The organism is Phocaeicola plebeius, from assembly GCF_003437535.1.
Lineage (GTDB): Bacteria > Bacteroidota > Bacteroidia > Bacteroidales > Bacteroidaceae > Phocaeicola > Phocaeicola plebeius_A.
In genome coordinates this window covers 1-19481 of the sequence record NZ_QSQT01000034.1, presented here as the reverse complement: position 1 = coordinate 19481, position 19481 = coordinate 1, and the positions used below count along the sequence as shown (strand labels likewise).

At 50.1% G+C, this 19481-nt stretch carries 10 protein-coding genes, 2 tRNA genes and 1 CRISPR repeat array; of the genes, 10 read left to right on the top strand and 2 right to left on the bottom strand.

Translation table 11 applies throughout. The annotated features are described in order from the left end of the window. Positions 1–44 precede the first annotated feature (44 nt). The 4 genes from DXD04_RS14200 to DXD04_RS14185 are packed head-to-tail and all read left to right on the top strand — an operon-like array spanning position 45 to position 4376. On the top strand, positions 45–710 hold the full coding sequence (locus DXD04_RS14200) for a DUF2461 domain-containing protein (RefSeq protein WP_117673860.1): 666 nt from the start codon (positions 45–47) through the stop codon (positions 708–710). A 28-nt stretch (positions 711–738) separates the two neighbouring features. Next, positions 739–1182 carry a NanQ anomerase/TabA/YiaL family protein gene (locus DXD04_RS14195; protein ID WP_007563778.1) on the top strand — a complete coding sequence of 148 codons (444 nt, stop codon included), beginning with the start codon at positions 739–741 and terminating at the stop codon, positions 1180–1182. Positions 1183–1200: 18 nt separating this feature from the next. Further along, positions 1201–3213 carry an alpha amylase C-terminal domain-containing protein gene (locus tag DXD04_RS14190; protein WP_007563780.1) on the top strand — a complete coding sequence of 671 codons (2013 nt, stop codon included), beginning with the start codon at positions 1201–1203 and terminating at the stop codon, positions 3211–3213. Between the two features lie 11 nt (positions 3214–3224). Then, complete coding sequence (locus tag DXD04_RS14185) at positions 3225–4376, top strand: DUF6057 family protein (RefSeq protein WP_117673859.1); 1152 nt, start codon at positions 3225–3227, stop codon at positions 4374–4376. Positions 4377–4596: 220 nt separating this feature from the next. Here the strand turns inward: DXD04_RS14185 and DXD04_RS14180 are convergent, their stop codons facing one another. Both DXD04_RS14180 and DXD04_RS14175 read right to left on the bottom strand, forming a co-directional pair. Beyond that, positions 4597–7470: a PD-(D/E)XK nuclease family protein gene (locus DXD04_RS14180; protein ID WP_117673858.1), complete on the bottom strand. Its 2874-nt coding sequence runs from the start codon at positions 7468–7470 to the stop codon at positions 4597–4599. A 38-nt stretch (positions 7471–7508) separates the two neighbouring features. Then, entirely contained in the window at positions 7509–10736 is a 3228-nt protein-coding gene (locus DXD04_RS14175) for a UvrD-helicase domain-containing protein (RefSeq protein WP_117673857.1), read from the bottom strand. 324 nt (positions 10737–11060) lie between these two features. Between DXD04_RS14175 and DXD04_RS14170 the strand changes: the two genes are divergently transcribed. The 6 genes from DXD04_RS14170 (at position 11061) to DXD04_RS14145 (ending at position 18744) form a co-directional block, all read left to right on the top strand. Next, a tRNA-Arg gene (locus DXD04_RS14170) sits at positions 11061–11134 on the top strand. Positions 11135–11160: 26 nt separating this feature from the next. Further along, positions 11161–11234: transfer RNA gene (locus DXD04_RS14165), tRNA-Arg, on the top strand. 457 nt (positions 11235–11691) lie between these two features. After that, on the top strand, positions 11692–14778 hold the full coding sequence (locus DXD04_RS14160; RefSeq protein ID WP_117673856.1) for a SusC/RagA family TonB-linked outer membrane protein: 3087 nt from the start codon (positions 11692–11694) through the stop codon (positions 14776–14778). Positions 14779–14803: 25 nt separating this feature from the next. After that, positions 14804–16414 carry a SusD/RagB family nutrient-binding outer membrane lipoprotein gene (locus DXD04_RS14155; RefSeq protein ID WP_117673855.1) on the top strand — a complete coding sequence of 537 codons (1611 nt, stop codon included), beginning with the start codon at positions 14804–14806 and terminating at the stop codon, positions 16412–16414. A 37-nt stretch (positions 16415–16451) separates the two neighbouring features. Continuing rightward, complete coding sequence (locus DXD04_RS14150; protein ID WP_117673854.1) at positions 16452–17555, top strand: endo-beta-N-acetylglucosaminidase family protein; 1104 nt, start codon at positions 16452–16454, stop codon at positions 17553–17555. Between the two features lie 10 nt (positions 17556–17565). After that, on the top strand, positions 17566–18744 hold the full coding sequence (locus DXD04_RS14145; protein WP_117673853.1) for a BT_3987 domain-containing protein: 1179 nt from the start codon (positions 17566–17568) through the stop codon (positions 18742–18744). A 163-nt stretch (positions 18745–18907) separates the two neighbouring features. Next, a CRISPR array of direct repeats spans positions 18908–19413; the repeat unit is 47 nt; unit sequence GTTGTGATTTGCTTTCATTTTAGTATCTTTGAACCATTAGAAACAAC. Positions 19414–19481 lie beyond the last annotated feature (68 nt).

Below are 19481 nucleotides of genomic sequence, written 5' to 3'. Positions count from 1 at the left end.
TACGAATTAATTTCGTAAGTTTGTGTGACTCAAAAGTAAAGAATATGGATATACCGGGCATATTGGATTTCCTGAAAGTACTGGCGGCAAACAACAACCGGGAGTGGTTTCAGGAACATAAAGCGGAATATTTGAGTGTGCAGGCAGACTTCGAGGAGTTGCTGGCAGGGGTGATTGCCCGCCTTTCGCCATGGGATGAAAGTGTGGCGCACGTCCTTCCGCGTGACTGCACGTATCGCATCTACCGGGATGTCCGTTTTTCTTCCGACAAGTCTCCTTATAAGACCCACATCGGAGGGTATATCAATGCAAGGGGAAAGAAATCCAATCACTGTGGTTATTATCTTCATCTGGAACCGGGCAACTGTATGCTGGCCGGAGGAAGCTGGTGCATGCCTGCCGATATGTTGCGGGCGGTGCGTCAGTCGGTGTGCGACCGCATTGACGAGTATCGTGCCATCGTGGAAGACCCGGCTTTCAAGCAGTATTTTCCGGTGGTGGGCGAGTCGCATCTGAAGACGGTGCCCAAGGGATTTCCGAAGGACTTTCCTTATCCGCAGTACATCCGTTGCAAGGACTTTACGGTAGCCTGCCGGGTGGAAGATGAGTTCTTTTCCCGTCCGGACTTTATGGAACGGATTATCGACGTGTTTCGCCAGCTGAAACGCTTTGCCGATTTTACAAATGAAACGATAGATGAGTTTGAATAAAATATTAACGATTTAAAACTGAAAGAATATGGTTATTGACAAATTGGAAAATCTGGAAAAATATGTGTCACTGAATCCTTTGTTTGCAGAGGCTGTAGCTTTTTTGAAGGCAACTGACTTGCAGGCACACGAAGTGGGGAAGGTAGTGCTGAAGGAAGGTGAACTGATGGTGAACTTTGCAGATGCACGTCCGAAGACAAAGGAAGAAGCGCGTCTGGAAACACACAATGATTTCATCGACATCCAGATTCCATTGTCGGGGGTGGAAGTAATGGGCTATATGCCGCGTACGGATTTGCCTGAAGCTGCTTACAATGCAGAAAAAGATATTACCTTCTATGAAGGACTGGCTACTGACTACCTGACCGTAAAGCCGGGTATGTTTGCTATTTTCTTCCCGGAAGATGCACATGCACCGGGCGTAACTCCCGACGGAGTGAGAAAAGTGATTGTAAAAGTACGTGTCAAATAATTTCTAATTACTAATACTATGGACAAGGTATTGAATATCATAAAGAATGATCCGTGGCTGGAACCATACGCTGACGCTATCAACGGCCGTCATCAGCATGTGGTGGAAAAAGAAAAGGAACTGGTAGGAAAGAAGACGTTGTCAGATTTTGCTACCGGACACATGTATTTTGGTCTGCACCGCACTGACAAGGGATGGACCTTCCGTGAATGGGCGCCGAATGCGACGGAAATCTACCTGGTAGGCGATTTCAATGACTGGCAGGAGAAACCGGCTTTCCGTATGAAACGTGTGCGCAAGACGGGTAACTGGGAAATCAATCTGCCGGAAAAGGCCATGAAGCACGGCGACTTGTACAAGCTGAAAGTGTACTGGGAAGGTGGATGCGGTGAACGTATTCCGGCATGGGCTACTCGCGTTGTGCAGGATGAACAGACCAAGATTTTCAGTGCGCAGGTATGGAATCCGGAGAAACCGTATAAGTTCAAGAAAAAGACCTTTACGCCTAATGTGGCTCCGCTGATGATTTACGAATGCCACATCGGTATGGGACAGGATGCGGAAAAGGTTGGTACGTACAATGAATTCCGTGAGAATGTACTGCCGCGAATTGCGAAGGACGGATACAATTGTATTCAGATTATGGCCATTCAGGAACATCCTTATTACGGAAGTTTCGGCTATCATGTGTCCAGCTTCTTTGCTCCTTCTTCACGCTTCGGTACACCGGAAGAACTGAAACAGCTTATCGACACGGCACACCAGATGAACATTGCCGTGATTATGGATATCGTACACTCACACGCCGTGAAGAACGAGGTGGAAGGATTGGGCAACTTTGCCGGTGATCCTTGCCAGTATTTCTATCAGGGCGGACGTCGTGAACATCCGGCATGGGATTCGCTCTGCTTTGACTATGGCAAGAACGAGGTGATTCACTTCCTGTTGTCCAACTGTAAGTACTGGTTGGAAGAGTTCCATTTCGACGGCTTCCGTTTCGATGGGGTGACTTCTATGCTTTATTACAGCCACGGACTGGGTGAGGCGTTCTGCAACTATGGTGACTACTTCAACGGTCATCAGGATGACAATGCCATCTGTTACCTGACGCTGGCCAACCGGCTGATTCATGAAGTGAATCCGAAGGCCATTACCATTGCCGAGGAAGTATCGGGTATGCCGGGACTGGCTGCTCCGTTCGAAGACGGAGGTTACGGTTTCGACTACCGTATGGCCATGAACATTCCTGATTACTGGATTAAGATTATCAAGGAACGTCGCGATGAAGACTGGAAACCGTCCAGCCTGTTCTGGGAGGTGACCAACCGCCGCAAGGATGAAAAGACCATCTCTTACTGCGAAAGCCACGACCAGGCACTGGTGGGCGACAAGACCATCATCTTCCGCCTGATTGATGCCGACATGTACTGGCACTTCAAGATTGGCGACGAGAATGGAGTGGTGGAACGAGGTATTGCCCTGCACAAGATGATCCGTCTGCTTACGGCTTCTACCATCAACGGAGGTTACCTGAATTTCATGGGTAATGAGTTCGGTCATCCGGAATGGATTGACTTCCCGCGCGAAGGCAACGGATGGTCATACAAGTATGCACGCCGTCAGTGGAACCTGGTTGATAATCCGGATTTGTGCTATCATTACCTGGGCGACTTCGATGAGGCAATGGTCAAGCTGATTCGCAGCGTGAAGAACATCCAGAAATCGGATGTCATCGAGGTATGGCATAACGACGGTGACCAGATTCTGGCATACCGCCGCAAGGATTTGGTGTTTGTGTTCAACTTCAACCCGACCCGTTCGTTTACCGATTATGGCTTCCTCGTACCGAGAGGTGCCTACGATGTGGTTCTGAACACAGACAACAAGCAGTTTGGTGGATTCGGCTTCTCAGACGACAGTCTCCGCCACTTCACCTGTGCCGACCCGCTTTATGCAAAAGACAAGAAAGAATGGCTGAAACTGTATGTGCCGGCCCGTTCTGCAGTTGTATTAAAACGAGTGAAAGATTGAATTGATATTGTATGAGTGATTACACAAATGCATTTTATAAGAAGACTGCACGCATCATGATTGCTGTATGCGGTCTTCTTTTTTCTCTGTTTAGTTTTGTATATCTTTATGTGTTCCAGCGCGATGTGCTGGAAGCCCTTCATTTCTCGCTGGCTCATGGAAAGACTACCTTTGCTCCGATGGCCAGCGCGCTGGTCATTACGCTGATTTTGCTGTTGCTGCGCTGGGGGGTAAACAGTTTGCTGGGACTGAAGGGAAGGGTGCGTGCCCTGGCGTATGTGCCGTCCTTTTTAGTGCTTTGTGCCCTGACGGATGTGGGGCGGGGGGTGTATATCTCCGACTACCATACTCCGTGGACCTGGCTGTTGCCTTTACTGGTGTTGCTGTTTGTGGGAATTGGCTACTGGCTACGTGGAGTTTTTCGCGTACAGTTGAATCACGAAGGAAGTCTCTGGGGACTGGTCAACAGTAACCTGGCTATTTTGTTGGGATTGTGTCTGCTGACAGTGTGTGTGGGCAGTACCAACCGGCAGTTTCATCATGAGCTGGAGGCGGAACATTACCTGCGTGCCGGGGAGTATGACAAGGTGTTACATGTAGGAGAAAAATCATTGGAGGCCAGCCGTACGCTGACAGCCTATCGTGCCGTGGCCTTGTCGCACTTGGGAAAGATGGGCGACAAGCTGTTTGCTTATCCGCAGTATTACCGTTCCGACGGGTTGTTCTTTGAAACGGATTCTTTGCACACGCTCCGTTATACGAACGATTCCATTTATTACCTGCTGGGAGCACGTCCATATTCGGGAGAAGACCGCATGGTATTCCTGCGGAACATCTGCTACAAGGGAACGGGGAAATATACCTCGCTGGATTATTACCTTTCTGCCTTGCTGCTTGAAAAGAAACTGGATAGCTTTGCACAGGCCGTTCCCGATTTCTATTTGCCGGAAGATACCTTGCCGCGTTATTATCGGGAAGCATTGGTAATGTATCATGTCCAGCGGAATGATACTGTATCTTCGCGTGCAGACAGTCTGACTTTAGATCGTTTCAGGGCTTACCAGACCTTGCAGCAGAAAGAGGGTTCTCCGCTGGAAGAACGCAACCGTATGCGTCGCGAATTTGGCGATACCTACTGGTGGTACTATGATTATCAGGAATAAAAAAACATTTGTGTAGAGGATAAAAAATTAAGAGAGGCTGCCGGGGAAATGCAGCCTCTCTTATTTTTTAAAGAACAAACGCTTTTGTCCTTACAGCTGATATTTTCACAAATACCAATACTGTTCTTATCTATTACTATGAAAAACATCTTTATAACATCCGGTTCACTTGGATTGTTCAGAGAAAAATGTGTTTTTAACACTTGTTTTGATTCTGTTTCTATCGTTTACATATTTCCTTGAAATCACAATAAGTACACCGGTCTTCCTCTTCCGTCTGACTGAAACTCAGGTCGGGGTTGAAAATCTCTTCCAGGAGTGCCTGCAGGCGGGTTCTGAACTCTTCTTCCAGCAATGAAAAGTCTTCCACGGGAGTGGTTTTGTTATACGATTCCTTGAGCTGGACGACGGGCGAGTAATCTTCTGCCGCAGCCCGGTGAATGTAGAGCAGGGCAGGAGCTACCTTCCGGTCATCATTCCGTTCACGCAGTTTCCGGCATACGATGGCGGCGTACAGGAAAGTCTGGAATACGTAATTGGAACGTTTGGGGCCAGGCGTGAACAACGATTCTACGCTGGGCGGGGTGTCGGCCTTGCCTCCCGTCTTGTAGTCCACAATGCGGAGCACGTTGTCCTTGCTGTCTATGCGGTCGATGATACCGCCCATGCGCGAGCGGATGACTCCCTTGGGCGTCTGTATCTCTACGTCCTCCATGACCCGTTGTTCGGAGCCTACGAAGGTAAAGGGAGCGTGGCGCAGGTCGTTGCGAAGCAGCTGCTGGATATAGCGCAGAATTACGGCGGAATTGATGAGTTGTACCCCGTTGTATTCCGGACGCTCGTCAGCAGGGAGGTGGAAGAACAGCTCCTTGAACCCGTTGTCCACGTAGTTTTGCAGTTTCACTTCTTCCTTGAGCAGGGCTTCCAGGGTGTCTTTGTTGATGACTTTTCCGTGTGCCGTGAGCTCCTTGTAGATGTGTTCGGCAGCGTAGTGGAAGATGCTTCCGAATTTGGCCGAGTCGATTTCCGCACTTACTTCTTCAGGGGCTGCCAGTCCTGCTACGTACTTATAATAGAACTTCAGTGGACAATCCAGGTAGCAGTTCAGGGCTGACGGGGAAAGAAGGGCTTTCGGATTTACCCGCACATCGAATACGCTCTGCATCCGTTTCATGATGTCGGGCGACTTGGGGATACAGATGGGTGAAGAAGCAATGGGCGACTGCTCTGCCTCCAGTTGTTTCCGCTGTACGGGATACCCCCATTCAATCAGCAGCTGGAGCATGAAGCGCGACATCTCTCCCCGGTTCATGCCGTCGCTCACCGTGTTGTAGAGCAACGTAGCCTTCTCTGCCCGTTGCAGCAGGCGGTAGAAATAATAGGCATAGACTGCAATCTTGTGGTCGATAGTCGTCATGCCGAATGCTTTGCGCAGGTTGTAGGGGATGAACGAGGCATCGCCGCCTGCCTTGGGCAACTGACCTTCGTTGACCGACAGCAGAATGACATGACGAAAATCCAGGTTACGTGTTTCCAGTACCCCCATCACCTGCATACCGATGGCCGGTTCTCCGTGGAAAGGAATGCTGGCTGTCGACATGACACGTACCAGCAGGCGGTGGAAGGTGGCAGGTTGTACCTCCAGGTCCTTGCTTTCAAGCAGGGCATGGAAGCGGTTGACCATGGTGAAGCTTTTGAACAAGGCTTCGCGATAGAGCTGGTCGAGGGCGTTGCTGGTGGAGGCTGCCTGCTTGCGATAGAGTTGTGCCACCTGCTTCAAGATGTCGGCCAGCCGCTTGCACAGCTCCAGGTTGTGGCTGCACGGTTTGAACAGCAGCGACAAGGCTTCGTCCCGTTCCAGTTCCGAGGGTAGGGGGTAGAAGCGGTTCTTTTCCGTCAGTTCCTTTTCCAACGGAGCGGCTTCTCCGGAAAGCAGTTGCGTGTACGGATGCTTCAGCACGCTGATGACTTCGGCAAACTGGTAACGTCCGCTGCGGGAATTGTAGCCCGCAATGTGCAGTTCCAGCAACGTCTTTACGAAGCTGTAGGCCGGTGTCTGCGAGAGCGGGAAACCCATGGTGATGTTGATGTGGCGCACGTTATCCGGTAGTGAGTGAAGCACAGGTTGCAGCATGGCCTCGTTGCAGAGCACCACGGCCGTTTCCTTTTCGTTCTCCGTCAGGTTCTCCCGAATCCATTGCGGCAAGTAGCGTGCCTGTCCGTTCTCCGTAGGCGATTCGATGAAGGTAATTTCTTTCGGATGGTTCAGGTGGTCGAACAGGGAAGGCGGTAATTCCGAGGGGAAATTCTTCAGGTTGCGGCGGATAAACTCGCCTGCCTCGTGCGGATGCTTGTTCAGGTAGAAGGTATCGTAGTCCCAGTAGAACAGGGCCTTTCCTGCCTCGTGCAACTTGCTGAACAGGGTTTGTTCCACCTTATTCAGCACGTTGAATCCCACGAACACATATTTGTCGTAGGGAAACTGCTGCACGTCCATGGTCTCCGTCACTTCGCGGTAGAGCATTCCTTCGTAGGCGATGCCCTGCTCGCGGAGCAATTCCTTGTATTGCGTATAGATGTCGCCCAGCACGTCCCACAATGAGATGAAACGCCGTTTCAGTTCCGTCACCTGCTCGATGGAGAAATTGCGGAAGAACTGACTTAATGCTTCCTTCTGTCCTTCCTCCAGAAAGTCATATTCACCCGTCAGCTTGTTCAGGTCCTTTAAGTTGCTGAACAGCGCCTTGGTGTCGGCCATGTTCTTGTCGGCATCGTCAAAGTCGCTGATGAGCATCTCGCCCCAGAAGTAGAATTCGTCCAGGCTCTCCTTGCTGCCCGTTATTTCACGGAACACCTTGTAGAGGTCGCACACTAATTTGATGGAATCGCCCGTCACCCATTGCGACGTTTGGCGGAACAGCTCACTGATGCTCACGTAGGCCGGCGACCATACCGGGCGGTCGGATTCCTGTGCCAGGTATTCATTGAAAAAGAGGCTGGCACGCTTGTTCGGGAAAACCACAGCCACCTTCGTGAAGTCTCCGTTCATCTTCCGGTACAAATCGGCGGCCACCTGCTTCAAAAAAGTTTCCATATATTGCATTGTCGAAATATCGTTGTGAAAAAATAAACTCAGGCCGGAAGCGTCACTTCTTCCAGCTCATTGGCAAACACATACCAGAGGAATCCCCGGATATGGGTGTAGCCCATCTGCGTGAGCAAGTCCATGTACTCCTGCACCTGTGCGCGGTAAGCCTCGTTCTTCTTTCCGAACTTGAAGTCCACCACGATCACCTGTCCGTCTTTCCGCATCACGCGGTCGGGGCGGCGTGTCTGCATCTGTCCCTCTTCGTCGGTGTACACAATGGCACACTCGTTGTAAAGCTCCCACGTACCGCTGAACCAGTCCTTCACGGCAGGATGCTGCAAGGCCCAGTGCGCCAGTCCCTGAATCTGCTGCTTCTGTCCCTCCGATTCGAACACCCCTTCGAAACTCAGCCGTTCCAGTGCCGAAGGAAGGTCGTCCGCCTTTTCGATGTGGGCAAACACCTGGTGCAGCAACTGCCCCTGACGGATGTATTGTCCGCGAGTGTCCTCCGTGTCATCACCCTGAATGAAGTCGGCCGAACGGTTTGACTGCTTGAATTCGATGTGCGTTTCGATGCTTTCCATCTTCACGGGCACTCCCTCGCGGGGCGACGAAAGCCGGTTGGATTTGCCCGCCTTCTTCTCATCGTGCGCCGTGCAGAGTTCCCCGTATTCGCCCACTGCATCGTCTTCCGGATTCTCCTGTGCCAGCGGCAGTTCCACTTCCTGCATGAGCGGCAGACTGTTGTACAACAGTTCTGAAACCGTGCCCTTCTGTCCCGCTTTGGCGAAAATAATCAGGTTCTTGCAGGCGCGTGTAAACGCCACGTAAAGCAGGTTCAGGTTGTCCACCCAGAGCTGTAATTTCTCTTCCAGGTAATCGTCGTGATACACCGATTCCGCCATGGCACCTGAATAGTTCACCGGTACGATGTCCAGGCGGTTGAACGGCGGAATGTCGGTTTCCTTTCCCGTGCCTGCCACGCTGCACCATATCAGATGGTTGTTCGTTTCGTTCTCCATCTTCCAGTCGCAGAACGGCAGCAGCACCGTGTGATACTCCAGTCCCTTCGACTTATGGATAGACAAGATGCGGATGCCGTCAATCTCGCCCGACGGGATGGTCTTCGCGTTCAGTTTCTCATCCCAGAAACGGATGAAAGCTGTTAGCTCCGACGAGTTGTTCTGCAGGTATTCCGTCACTGCATCATAGAAGGCACAGAGATATGCATCCTGCTTCTCGATAAGCTGCATGTCGAACAGCACGAACAACTTCTCTAACAGTTCGTACAGTGGCATGAAACGGAGTTCGTTAGCCTGCAACTGGAAGGCTGCCGGCAGGTAACGAGCCGGATCGTCGAGCAGCACCGTGTTGAGGCTGATGTCCTTGCGCAATACTCCTTGCTGATAAGCTACCGCCAGTCGCGCCAGTGCGATGCGGTCGTCGGGTGAAGAAAGATACCGCAGTCCGTCGATGAGCATGCTCACTGCCAGCGATGCACTCAGCCGGAACGCCTCGTCGGATACGATGCGGTAGGGGGTATGTTCGTCGAAGTAAGCGGCAATGTCGGGGATACTCCGGTTCTTTCGCACCAGAATGGCCATCTCGTTGAGGCGGATACCCTCTGCGGTGAGGCGTTCCACTTCCTCGGCAAGCTGTTCCAAGGTTGCTTCCGTGTAAGGCCTCTCCTTGGAATCCTGCAGGAAGGTCACCTTTACGAAGCCCTTTTCCTCCTTCTTGGCACAACGCTGCCGCACGTCGCTGTACGCTTGTTCCAGTTGGGCGCAAGGCATGCCCTGTTCTTCCTGATAGCGCCGGTTCAGTGTCTGGCAGGCCGCCGTGAAAAACTCGTTGTTGAAGCGGATGATGCGCGCCTCACTTCGCCAGTTCGTGTCGAGCGTACATTCCTTGATGCGGAAACTCCGGTCATTGCCCAGTCCCGCCAGGATTTTCCAGTCGCCGCTTCGCCAGCGGTAGATGCTCTGCTTGATGTCGCCCACGATGAGGCTGCCTTCCTTCTGTGCCAAACTTTCCTGCAACAGCAGATGAAAGTTCTCCCATTGCATGCGCGAGGTATCCTGAAACTCGTCAATCATCACTGTGTCGATGGTGGTACCGATTTTCTCGTAGACAAACGAGGCATCTCCCTCTCTGATTAAGCTATGGAGCAAGGCATTGGTATCCGACAGTAGAAAACGGTTGTGCACCTGGTTCTGCAAGCGTACCTCCTCGTCAATGTGTGCCAGCAAACGCAGGTTGTTCAGGTAGCGCAGCGAAAGGTCGCACGAGTTGAGCAGCAAGTTGTTCTGCGGGCGACGGTTTTCCGCTTCCGCTAACAAAGGTATCAGTTCCGAAGCCGCCAGCGAACGGATTTCATCACGATGGGCCGACGTTTTGGTTGTCCAGTTTTCCTCGCTCTCCAGGCACTTCTCCACGGTGGCATTGCGGATGTCATCGCTCAGTTTCCCGTTGGCCAGCTTGTTGAAATAACTGCCGATGCCCCGTGAGCCGTTCTTCAGGTCTGCCGGAGTCAGTCCGTGCATTTCGAGCAAGCCCGTAAACTGTTCGCTGAATCCCTTCATGAATTCCAGCACCTCTTCGCGGATACTTTTCAGCTCATCCCGGTAGGAAGGAATAAAGTTCGGGTCGGCCAGTTTCCGGCGCAGTCCTTCTCCCTTCTCGATGTAGCTCTCGTCAAAAATATTCTGTCCGAATCCCTTGATGTCTTTCGACACATCCCAGCGGCGGTCGTTCACGATACGTTCCTCGATGTACTCCAGCAGCCAGTAGAGCACCGGTGAGCGCCGGTCCAGCTTCTCAATCATGGCATCCACCGCATCGCTCAGCACTTCCGTATTGTTCAGTTCGATAGACAAGTTGGCCCCTAACTCCAGTTCACGCGCCAGGTTGCGCATCACCGACTGGAAAAACGAGTCGATGGTCTCGATGCGGAAACGGCTGTAGTCATGAATGATGTGCCGTAATGCTTCGCGTGCCGATTCCCGGATTTCCTCAACCGATTTGGTTGATGTTTTCTGAATCTCCTTCAGGTAGCCCTCCGAACCTTCATCGGCCGTAGCAATGCCGTAAAGTTGTTCCAGAATACGCTCCTTCATTTCTGCCGTCGCCTTGTTAGTGAATGTCACAGCCAGAATCCTTCGGTAGGCATACGGGTCTTCAATCAGTTGTCTTATATAATGTACCGCCAGTGTAAAGGTCTTGCCGGAGCCGGCAGAAGCCTTGTAGACTAAAAGCTGGGGATGCTGTTCCATGTGTGATGTCGTTTTTAGGGTTTTCGTTACACAAACTTACGGAATTTTCGCGGAAAAACCGCAGGAAACGGCCGATTAGTGAGGGGAGAGCCGTGGCACGTATATCCGGAAATCTTCCTGCGGTATGCTGAAAATGCCTGGAAGCTTTCTATGTTTTCCGGTGCGGAACTGTATGTTTCCCGTCCGGAAAACGTAGGGTTTCGCCTTGGAAAACCTATGGTTTGCGTGCAGAAAACGTAAAAACCGTTTGCAGGTTTGCATAAAACCGCCGAATAATTTGTGTAATTCAAAATAAAAGTATACTTTTGCACCGCAATTAAGGATGGTTCCGTAGCTCAGCTGGATAGAGCAACGCCCTTCTAAGGCGTGGGTCCTGCGTTCGAATCGCAGCGGAATCACTGAAAGCTTTACAAATTACAAGGATGGTTCCGTAGCTCAGCTGGATAGAGCAACGCCCTTCTAAGGCGTGGGTCCTGCGTTCGAATCGCAGCGGAATCACGGAAAATAAGAGAAAATCAAACGGTATAAATATCGTTGATTTTCTCTTTTTCTTTTATAAATGTTTGTAAGTTTATAAAAATTGCATATATTTGCAGCCCGATAAAACTACCGACCTTGTTTTTACGGACACAAACTGAACGAGCTTAAGCTAAACTACAGAAAAAAATCACTTCGTAAGGCCGATAATAAACCGAGCCTGTATCATTATTTAAAAGGATAGAGAAAGCGTTCTTCTGGAATTGGAGAATACAACTGACAAGCAGGACAGATACGGCCCGCAGACTGTTTTTACAGTTCAGGGAAGTACCTGTGCAGGAATGTTACACCCATTTTTTTAACAAAAACCAAACTAGACTTTTTTTTACCGGTACCTGAGGAGGGGAATTCCCTTCCTCAGGGTACCACTAAACCGCGATAACTAAACTTAATTGTCCAACAAAATCTTAAATCATCTATGAAAATAGAAAGAGCTACTCAGCTGCTATTCCTTTTGCTGATAAGTCAGGGAGGAAATGCGGCCTATGCCAACCTTCCGCGAGGAGCCAGTGCGTCTCCCGTACAGGTGTCGGCGCAAGCAAACAAAATCACAGTGAGTGGAACAGTCGTTGACGTCAACGGAGAACCTCTGGTAGGGGTGAGCGTGCTGGAAAAGGGTACCGGAAACGGTACGATTACCGACATGGACGGGAACTTTACCTTGTCCGCAGGCGAAGGGGCCGCACTCGAAATCTCTTACGTGGGGTATCAGAACCTGACGGTTTCTGCCAAGGAAACACTGGGTGTTCTGGTCATGAAGGAAGATACCGAACAACTGGATGAAGTAGTGGTAACGGCATTGGGTATCAAGCGCTCACAGAAGGCTTTGAGCTACAACGTGCAGGAGGTGAAGAATGATGTGCTGACAAAGGTGAAGGATGCCAACTTCGTGAACAGCCTGAACGGAAAAGTAGCCGGTGTGAGTATCCAGCGTAGTGCTTCGGGTGTGGGTGGAGGTACCCGCGTGGTGATGCGTGGAAACAAGTCTATCAAGGGAGACAACAACGTGCTGTATGTGATTGACGGTGTGCCCATGGGCAATCAGGCCGACCGCACAGGCGACGGTACGGGCTTCGGTGCAGGACGTACGTCGAGTGAAGGTATTGCCAGCTTCAACCCTGAAGATATTGAAAGTCTGTCGGTGCTGACAGGTCCCTCGGCTGCTGCACTCTACGGAGCCAATGCGGCCAACGGTGTCATCCTGATTACCACGAAGAAAGGTGCTGCCGGAAAGGTGAGTGTCAACGTGTCGTCATCGGCTGAATTCTCGAATCCTTTCGTGCTGCCACGCTTTCAGAACACCTACGGAAACGTGAGTGGGGAGGCTGCCTCGTGGGGAGAAAAACTGCCGGTACCTTCTTCATATAATCCGGCCGACTTCTTCAATACCGGAACCACTTTTACCAACTCTTTTAATCTGTCTGTGGGAAATGACAAGAACCAGACGTATGTGTCCGGTTCGGCGGTCAATGCCAAGGGTATCGTGCCCAACAACAAATACCACCGCTACAATGCCATGGTGCGAAATACCACCAAGTTCTTCAACGATAAGCTGACCATGGACTTGTCTGCCAGCTACGTGCGTGAGTATTACAACAACATGCTGTCCTACGGTACGTATTTCAACCCTCTTCTGGGAGCTTATCTGTATCCGCGCGGAGAGAATTTTGAGAAGGAAACGTATTTCGAACGCTATGATGCCGAGCTGGGCTACAATGTGCAGTCGTGGACACCGGGCGACTTCGGTATGGCTGTGCAGAACCCTTACTGGGTGGCTTACCGCAATTTGCGTCCTGAGGTGAAAGACCGCTACATGCTGTATGCATCGTTGAAATATGAAATTACCGATTACCTGAACGTGAGTGCACGAGGCCGTCTGGATAATACCTACACGGAGAAGGAAGACAAGCGTTATGCCTCTACACACGGTACGTTTGCCAAGCCGCTGGGACGTTATGCTTATTCGAATGAGACTTTCCGCCAGAAATATGCAGACATCATGGCCAACCTTTCGAAGCCTTTTGCCGGAGACTTTTATGCCAATGTCAACGTGGGTGCTTCTTTTGAAGAATACGATACGAAGGGAAGAGGATACGGTGGACAGTTGCTTCTGGTGCCGAATCTGTTTGCCTATGACAACATAGACCCTTCTACCGGTGTGCCTTCACAGACGGGTGGTGACAACCGTAAGATGAACCTCGGTGTGTTCGGTTCTGCGGAAATCTCGTGGAAATCGGCCGTGTATCTCACACTGACCGGTCGTGCCGACAAGCCTTCTCAGCTGGTCAACAGCAAGTCGCCCTGGATATTCTATCCTTCTGTCGGACTTTCGGCCATCGTAACCGACCTGTTACCCGAAACCATGCGCCAGTCCATTTCACCGGTGCTGGGCTTCCTGAAAGTACGTGCTTCCTATACGGAGGTGGGTTCGCCTATTCCTTACACCGGACTGACTCCCGGCACCATAACGCACACCATTGAAGGTGGTGTAATCAAACCTTTCAAGTATTATCCGCTGCCGGAGCTGAAGCCGGAAAGAACCCGCTCTTATGAAGTAGGTATCGACTCCAAGTGGCTGAACAATACCGTGTCGTTGGGTGTGACGCTGTATAAATCGAATACCTACGACCAGTTGCTCGAAGCCAAGCTGTCGGAAACGTCGGGTTATGACTATATGTTCGTGCAGGCTGGTAACGTGGAAAACCGGGGTATCGAACTGACGCTGGGATACGACCAGACCTTTGGCAATTTCTCATACAGTACCTCGCTGACAGCTACTGCCAACCGCAATAAAATCATCGAACTGGCTTCGAACGTGAAGAACCCCGTGACCGGAGAGGCACTCGACCTGAGCGACATCAAGGTGGGACGTTTCCGCCTGCGCGAAGGAGAAGAAGTGGGTACGATATATGCGGAAGAACGCCTGAAACGTGATCAGGATGGCTACATCGTGTACAATGAAGGCCAGACCATAACCACGGAATCTACGGAACCCTACAAGCTGGGTAGTGTCAATGCCAAGTGGAACCTGGGCTGGAAAAACGGCTTTACCTACAAAGGCTTTAACCTGAACTTCCTTGTGACTGCCCGTCTGGGAGGTATCGTGATATCCAAGACACAGGCCGTGCTCGACCAGTTCGGTGTGTCGCAGGCCTCGGCCGATGCACGCGATGCCGGAAAAGTCATGGTGGGCAATGTGGCAGTTCAGCCAAAAGACTATTATGAATCGGTGGTGAACCTGGATGCGTATAATGTGTACTCTGCTACCAACGTCCGCCTGCAGGAAGCCAGTCTGGGATACACCTTCCCTAATTCCTGGTTCAAGGGTACCCCGTTCCATAGCGTGAACCTTTCCGTGTATGGCACCAACCTCTGGATGATTTACAACAAAGCTCCTTTTGATCCGGAACTGACGGCTTCTACCGGTACCTTCGGACAGGGATACGATTACTTTATGTTGCCCAGCCAGCGCACGTATGGAGTGAGCCTTAAATTTGGATTCTAACAAATCATGAAAAACAACGTATAATATGAAGATAAGAAACTATTTGATACCTGTATTCTCCGTATTGGCACTTGCATCTTGCAACTATGAGCAGATCAATACAAATATCTATGGTGTGACGGAAGAAGGAATGAAGACGGGCGGACTGCTGTATGGGGCTCCTTTCATGGACATGCAGAAGCTGGTTATTCCCATCGGTTCGCCCACTGAATCGACAGGACCGGGTAACGACCTGGCCAATACGGACATCATGTCGGCCGGCAACTACATCGGTTACTGGGGCATGAACAACAACTGGAATTTCAACACGGAGGCTACGTGGAACTTTACGGATGCCCGTATGAGCTATGCCTACCAGAATTTCTATTCGAAACTGTTCCGTGCATGGAATGACATCTACAAGCATACGAAGAATTCGGAAGACCCTGCCGACAAGGAAGTGCAGGCTGTAGCCAACATTGTCAAGGTGACTGCCTGGCTCCGTGCGACGGATGTGTTCGGCCCGATTGTATATACCAATGCCGGCAACGGAGACATTGCCCCGAAACTGGATTCTCAGGAGACCGTGTACAAGGCGATGCTGGCCGATTTGAAGGATGCTTCGCTGCTGCTGGTCAATACCGCATCGAAAGTGCTTCCGTCGTACGATGTAATTTATAACGGAAACGCTTCCAACTGGGTACGACTGGCTAACTCGCTCATGTTGCGCATAGCCGTCCGCGTGCATTTCAAGGACGAGGCACTGGCAAAGGAATACATCACGTTCGCCCTTGACCCTTCTCACGGAGGTGTCATTGAAACCGTGGCACAGGAGGCCAAAATACGGAGTACGGACAAGTTGCCGCTGATGAACTCCATGCTGCCGACTGTAGAGGACTACGGAGAATGTCGCCTGGGAGCTACCATCTGGGCCTACATGCAGGGGTATGACGATCCGCGTCTGGGTGCCTTGTTCACGTCCGATTCTTACGGCTATTTCATGCCTCTTCCTCCTACGAACAACAATGCCCTTAGCTCCGCAGCCAAGACGGGAGCCTCCAAGCCCAAGGTCGATGCGGCTTCTCCTTTGTTCTGGTTGCGTGCTTCGGAAGTGTCTTTCCTGAAGGCAGAAGCCGCACTTTACAAACTGGCAGGAGGTAATCCGAAAGCACTGTATGAAGAAGGTGTTACCAAGTCGTTCGAAGAAAACGGAGTAAGCGGAGTGGCTGCCTATCTGGAGGTTACAGACTTTCCTTATGACATCAGCCGGTCTATGTTGCCTTACAACCGTCAGTATTCCTGCAAGCTTTCTACCGGAAATGTGTCTCCCAAGTGGAACGATGCGGATTCGGACGAAGTGAAGTTGCAGAAAATCATTACCCAGAAATACCTGGCACTCTATCCCAATGCCGTGGAAGCCTGGACTGAATATCGCCGGACGGGCTATCCTTACCTGCTCAAACCGGCTTATGACAAAGCTTACGTGAGCATAGGAGGTGAAGAAGATGCCATTACGCCCGAAAGATTCCGCTTTGCTCCGGCAGAATATGGTACAAATCCCAACATGTCGGAAGTGCCTGCGCTGCTGGGTGGGGAAGACCAGGGAGCAACCAAGCTGTGGTGGGTGCGCAACAACCGTCCCAAACAGCCGAAATGAGAAATGAGTTTTATGGAAAAGTGTAACAAATGAAGCGATGAAAAAAATCATAAGATATGCAGGAGCCCTGCTGCTGGCGGCAGGCTTCGTGGCCTGTTCCGAATGGAACATGCCTGAAAGAGAAACGTTCGAAAACCAGGAGAACCTGGAAAAATACATTCCCTTGCTGGAGGCGGAAAGTGAAGCCGACCTGACTCCCTCCATGCGTGACTATTTTGCCAAACTGAGAGAATACCGTCAGGCGCCTCATGTGAAGGGATTCGGCTGGTTCGGCAACTGGACCGGACGAGGCAGCAATGCGCAGAACTACCTGAAGATGCTGCCCGACAGCGTGGACTTCGTATCCTTGTGGGGTACGCGTGGAAACCTTTCGGAAGAACAGAAAAAAGACTTGAAGTTCTTTCAGGAAATCAAGGGCGGAAAAGCGCTGTTGTGCTGGATTGTACAGGACCTGGGCGACCAGATGACTCCTCCGGGACAGGAACCGAAGAAATACTGGATTGAAGAAAAAGGAGGGGGCAATTTTGTGGAAGGCGTGAAGGCCTATGCAAATGCCATCTGCGATACCATTGAGAAGTACAACCTGGACGGTTTCGACATTGACTATGAGCCCGGCTATGGTCATTCAGGTTCGATGGCCAACGGTGAGATGATCAGCGAAACTTCGGGCAATACGGACATGTTCGTATTTATCAAAACCCTTTCAGACCGTTTGCGTCCGGCCGGCAGAATGCTGGTAATGGACGGTCAGCCTGAGAAACTTTCTACCGAGGCTTCCAAGTACATCGACCACTATATTTATCAGGCATACTGGGAACGTTCCACCGCACAGGTCCTTAGGAAAATCAATCAGCCTCACCTTGAAAACTGGGAGCGGAAGACCATTATCACCGTAGAGTTTGAGCAAGGCTGGCAGACAGGTGGAGTAGATGAGTACACCAGCGTACGTCCGGAAATCAATGCTTATCCGGAAGGACGTCAGATTTTTGATTATGCCACGCTGGACCTTCCCGACGGCAGACGCATCGGTGGCATCGGTACGTATCACATGGAATACGACTATGGAAATACACCTCCTTACAAATGGCTCAGAGAAGCCTTGCGCTTGGGAAATGTGGTTTATCCGGGTAAGTTAGATTAAAATTTGAATTATGAAAAAGAATTTATATTTCAGCATATTCGCAGGAACCTTGCTGATTTGTTCCTGCCAGAATGAATTATACAAGGATGCAACCAGTGAGTACCGGTCGGCACAGGGGGCTTACATCAAGACTGGCGAATCTTCTCAGGTATTCGTGGAAGAAGGAAAGGAAGTCGACGTGAAGTCTATCACCGTATCACTGGTACAGCAGGAAAATGATACTAAGACGGTGACGGTAGAGGCCGGCAACAAGGAGCAGCTGGAAGCATACAACAAGAAGCACGGAACGGATTACCTGATGCTTCCGCCCGAAATGTATGAGGTGGGCAAGGAAGTGGTGTTCAACTCCAAGCAGACACTGCAATATCTGCCGGTAAAGTTCAAGGATGTGAAATTCTCCTTGCAGGGAAGCTACGCCTTGCCGGTAAAACTGGGGGGCGGTACGGTACCCGTGATTGACAGTGAATCTGAATCACTGATTGTACTGGAGCAGCGCATCAAGACGAAGTGTCTTCGCATTGACGGATACGGCAGTGAAGATGCCAAGATGTTCCCGGACGATTTCAAGGTGGACCAGTGGACGATGGAGGTTATGGTGAACCGTAGTGCATACCAGAGCAACAACCGTTCCATCTGTGGTACCAAACTCGTGTCTGGGTCCGGTGCACTCGATGAAATCTATCCTCGCTTCGGTGACGTGACTATCCGTCCCGACCAACTTCAGTTTAAGACTGGTGGTTCTCAGATTGACGTGCCGGCGGATGTCTTTACAGCGCAGCCCGACACCTGGTACATGATAGCTTTCGTGTACGACGGTAAGAAAAATTACGTATATGTGAATGGCGAACTGGTGGCCGACCGTGAAATCCGTACAGGGCCTTACGGTCTGGTGGGTTTCTGGATTGGCGGTACGAATGAGCTGGTTCGTGAAATCCGTTTCTGGAAGACAGCCCGCACACCCCAGCAGTTGAAGCAGTTCATGTGGAAAACGGTAGACGGAAGTGACGAAAATCTGCTGCTGTATTATCCGTTGAACGGAAAGAAGCGCAACCTTGAAACAGGAGAAATCACCGAGGACGAAACCATGCTTTGGGATTTCAGTAACAATGCCAAACATCTCCCTCTTCCTTCAGGGGCTAAGTTTGACGACAATGATGGAAAAGGCTTTATGTTCCCTTTGGTTGATTAATTATAGGTTTTATTAATGAAGAAAGGCTGTCTCCAACACTCTGGTGTGGAGGCAGCTTTTTATGTGTTATTATAGGGACAAATGATATTTAAATATAGAAAAACTTTTAGTATCTTTAAACAACGGGAAACAACTATCACTCCAAGAGCTCCCGTCTTCTTGTGTTGTGATTTGCTTTCATTTTAGTATCTTTGAACCATTAGAAACAACTTGATGTAAAAAACTAAGATTAATCTTATTGTTGTGATTTGCTTTCATTTTAGTATCTTTGAACCATTAGAAACAACAACAAATCATACATACAAAATAAACACCTGTTGTGATTTGCTTTCATTTTAGTATCTTTGAACCATTAGAAACAACTTACACCTACTTTGTGTGAACTAGTTCCTAGTTGTGATTTGCTTTCATTTTAGTATCTTTGAACCATTAGAAACAACTCATAATATATCTCTTTTTTGATTACAATGTTGTGATTTGCTTTCATTTTAGTATCTTTGAACCATTAGAAACAACACTTTTTTCTAGAATAAAAAGTCTCAATATGTTGTGATTTGCTTTCATTTTAGTATCTTTGAACCATTAGAAACAACTATCAATAACAGACACCTTCTACTCTTTAGTTGTGATTTGCTTTCATTTTAGTATCTTTGAACCATTAGAAACAACCTTTCTACATCACTTAAATTGCATATTCCGGCGGATACCCGTTCAGCATTTCCGGTGATATCCGTTCA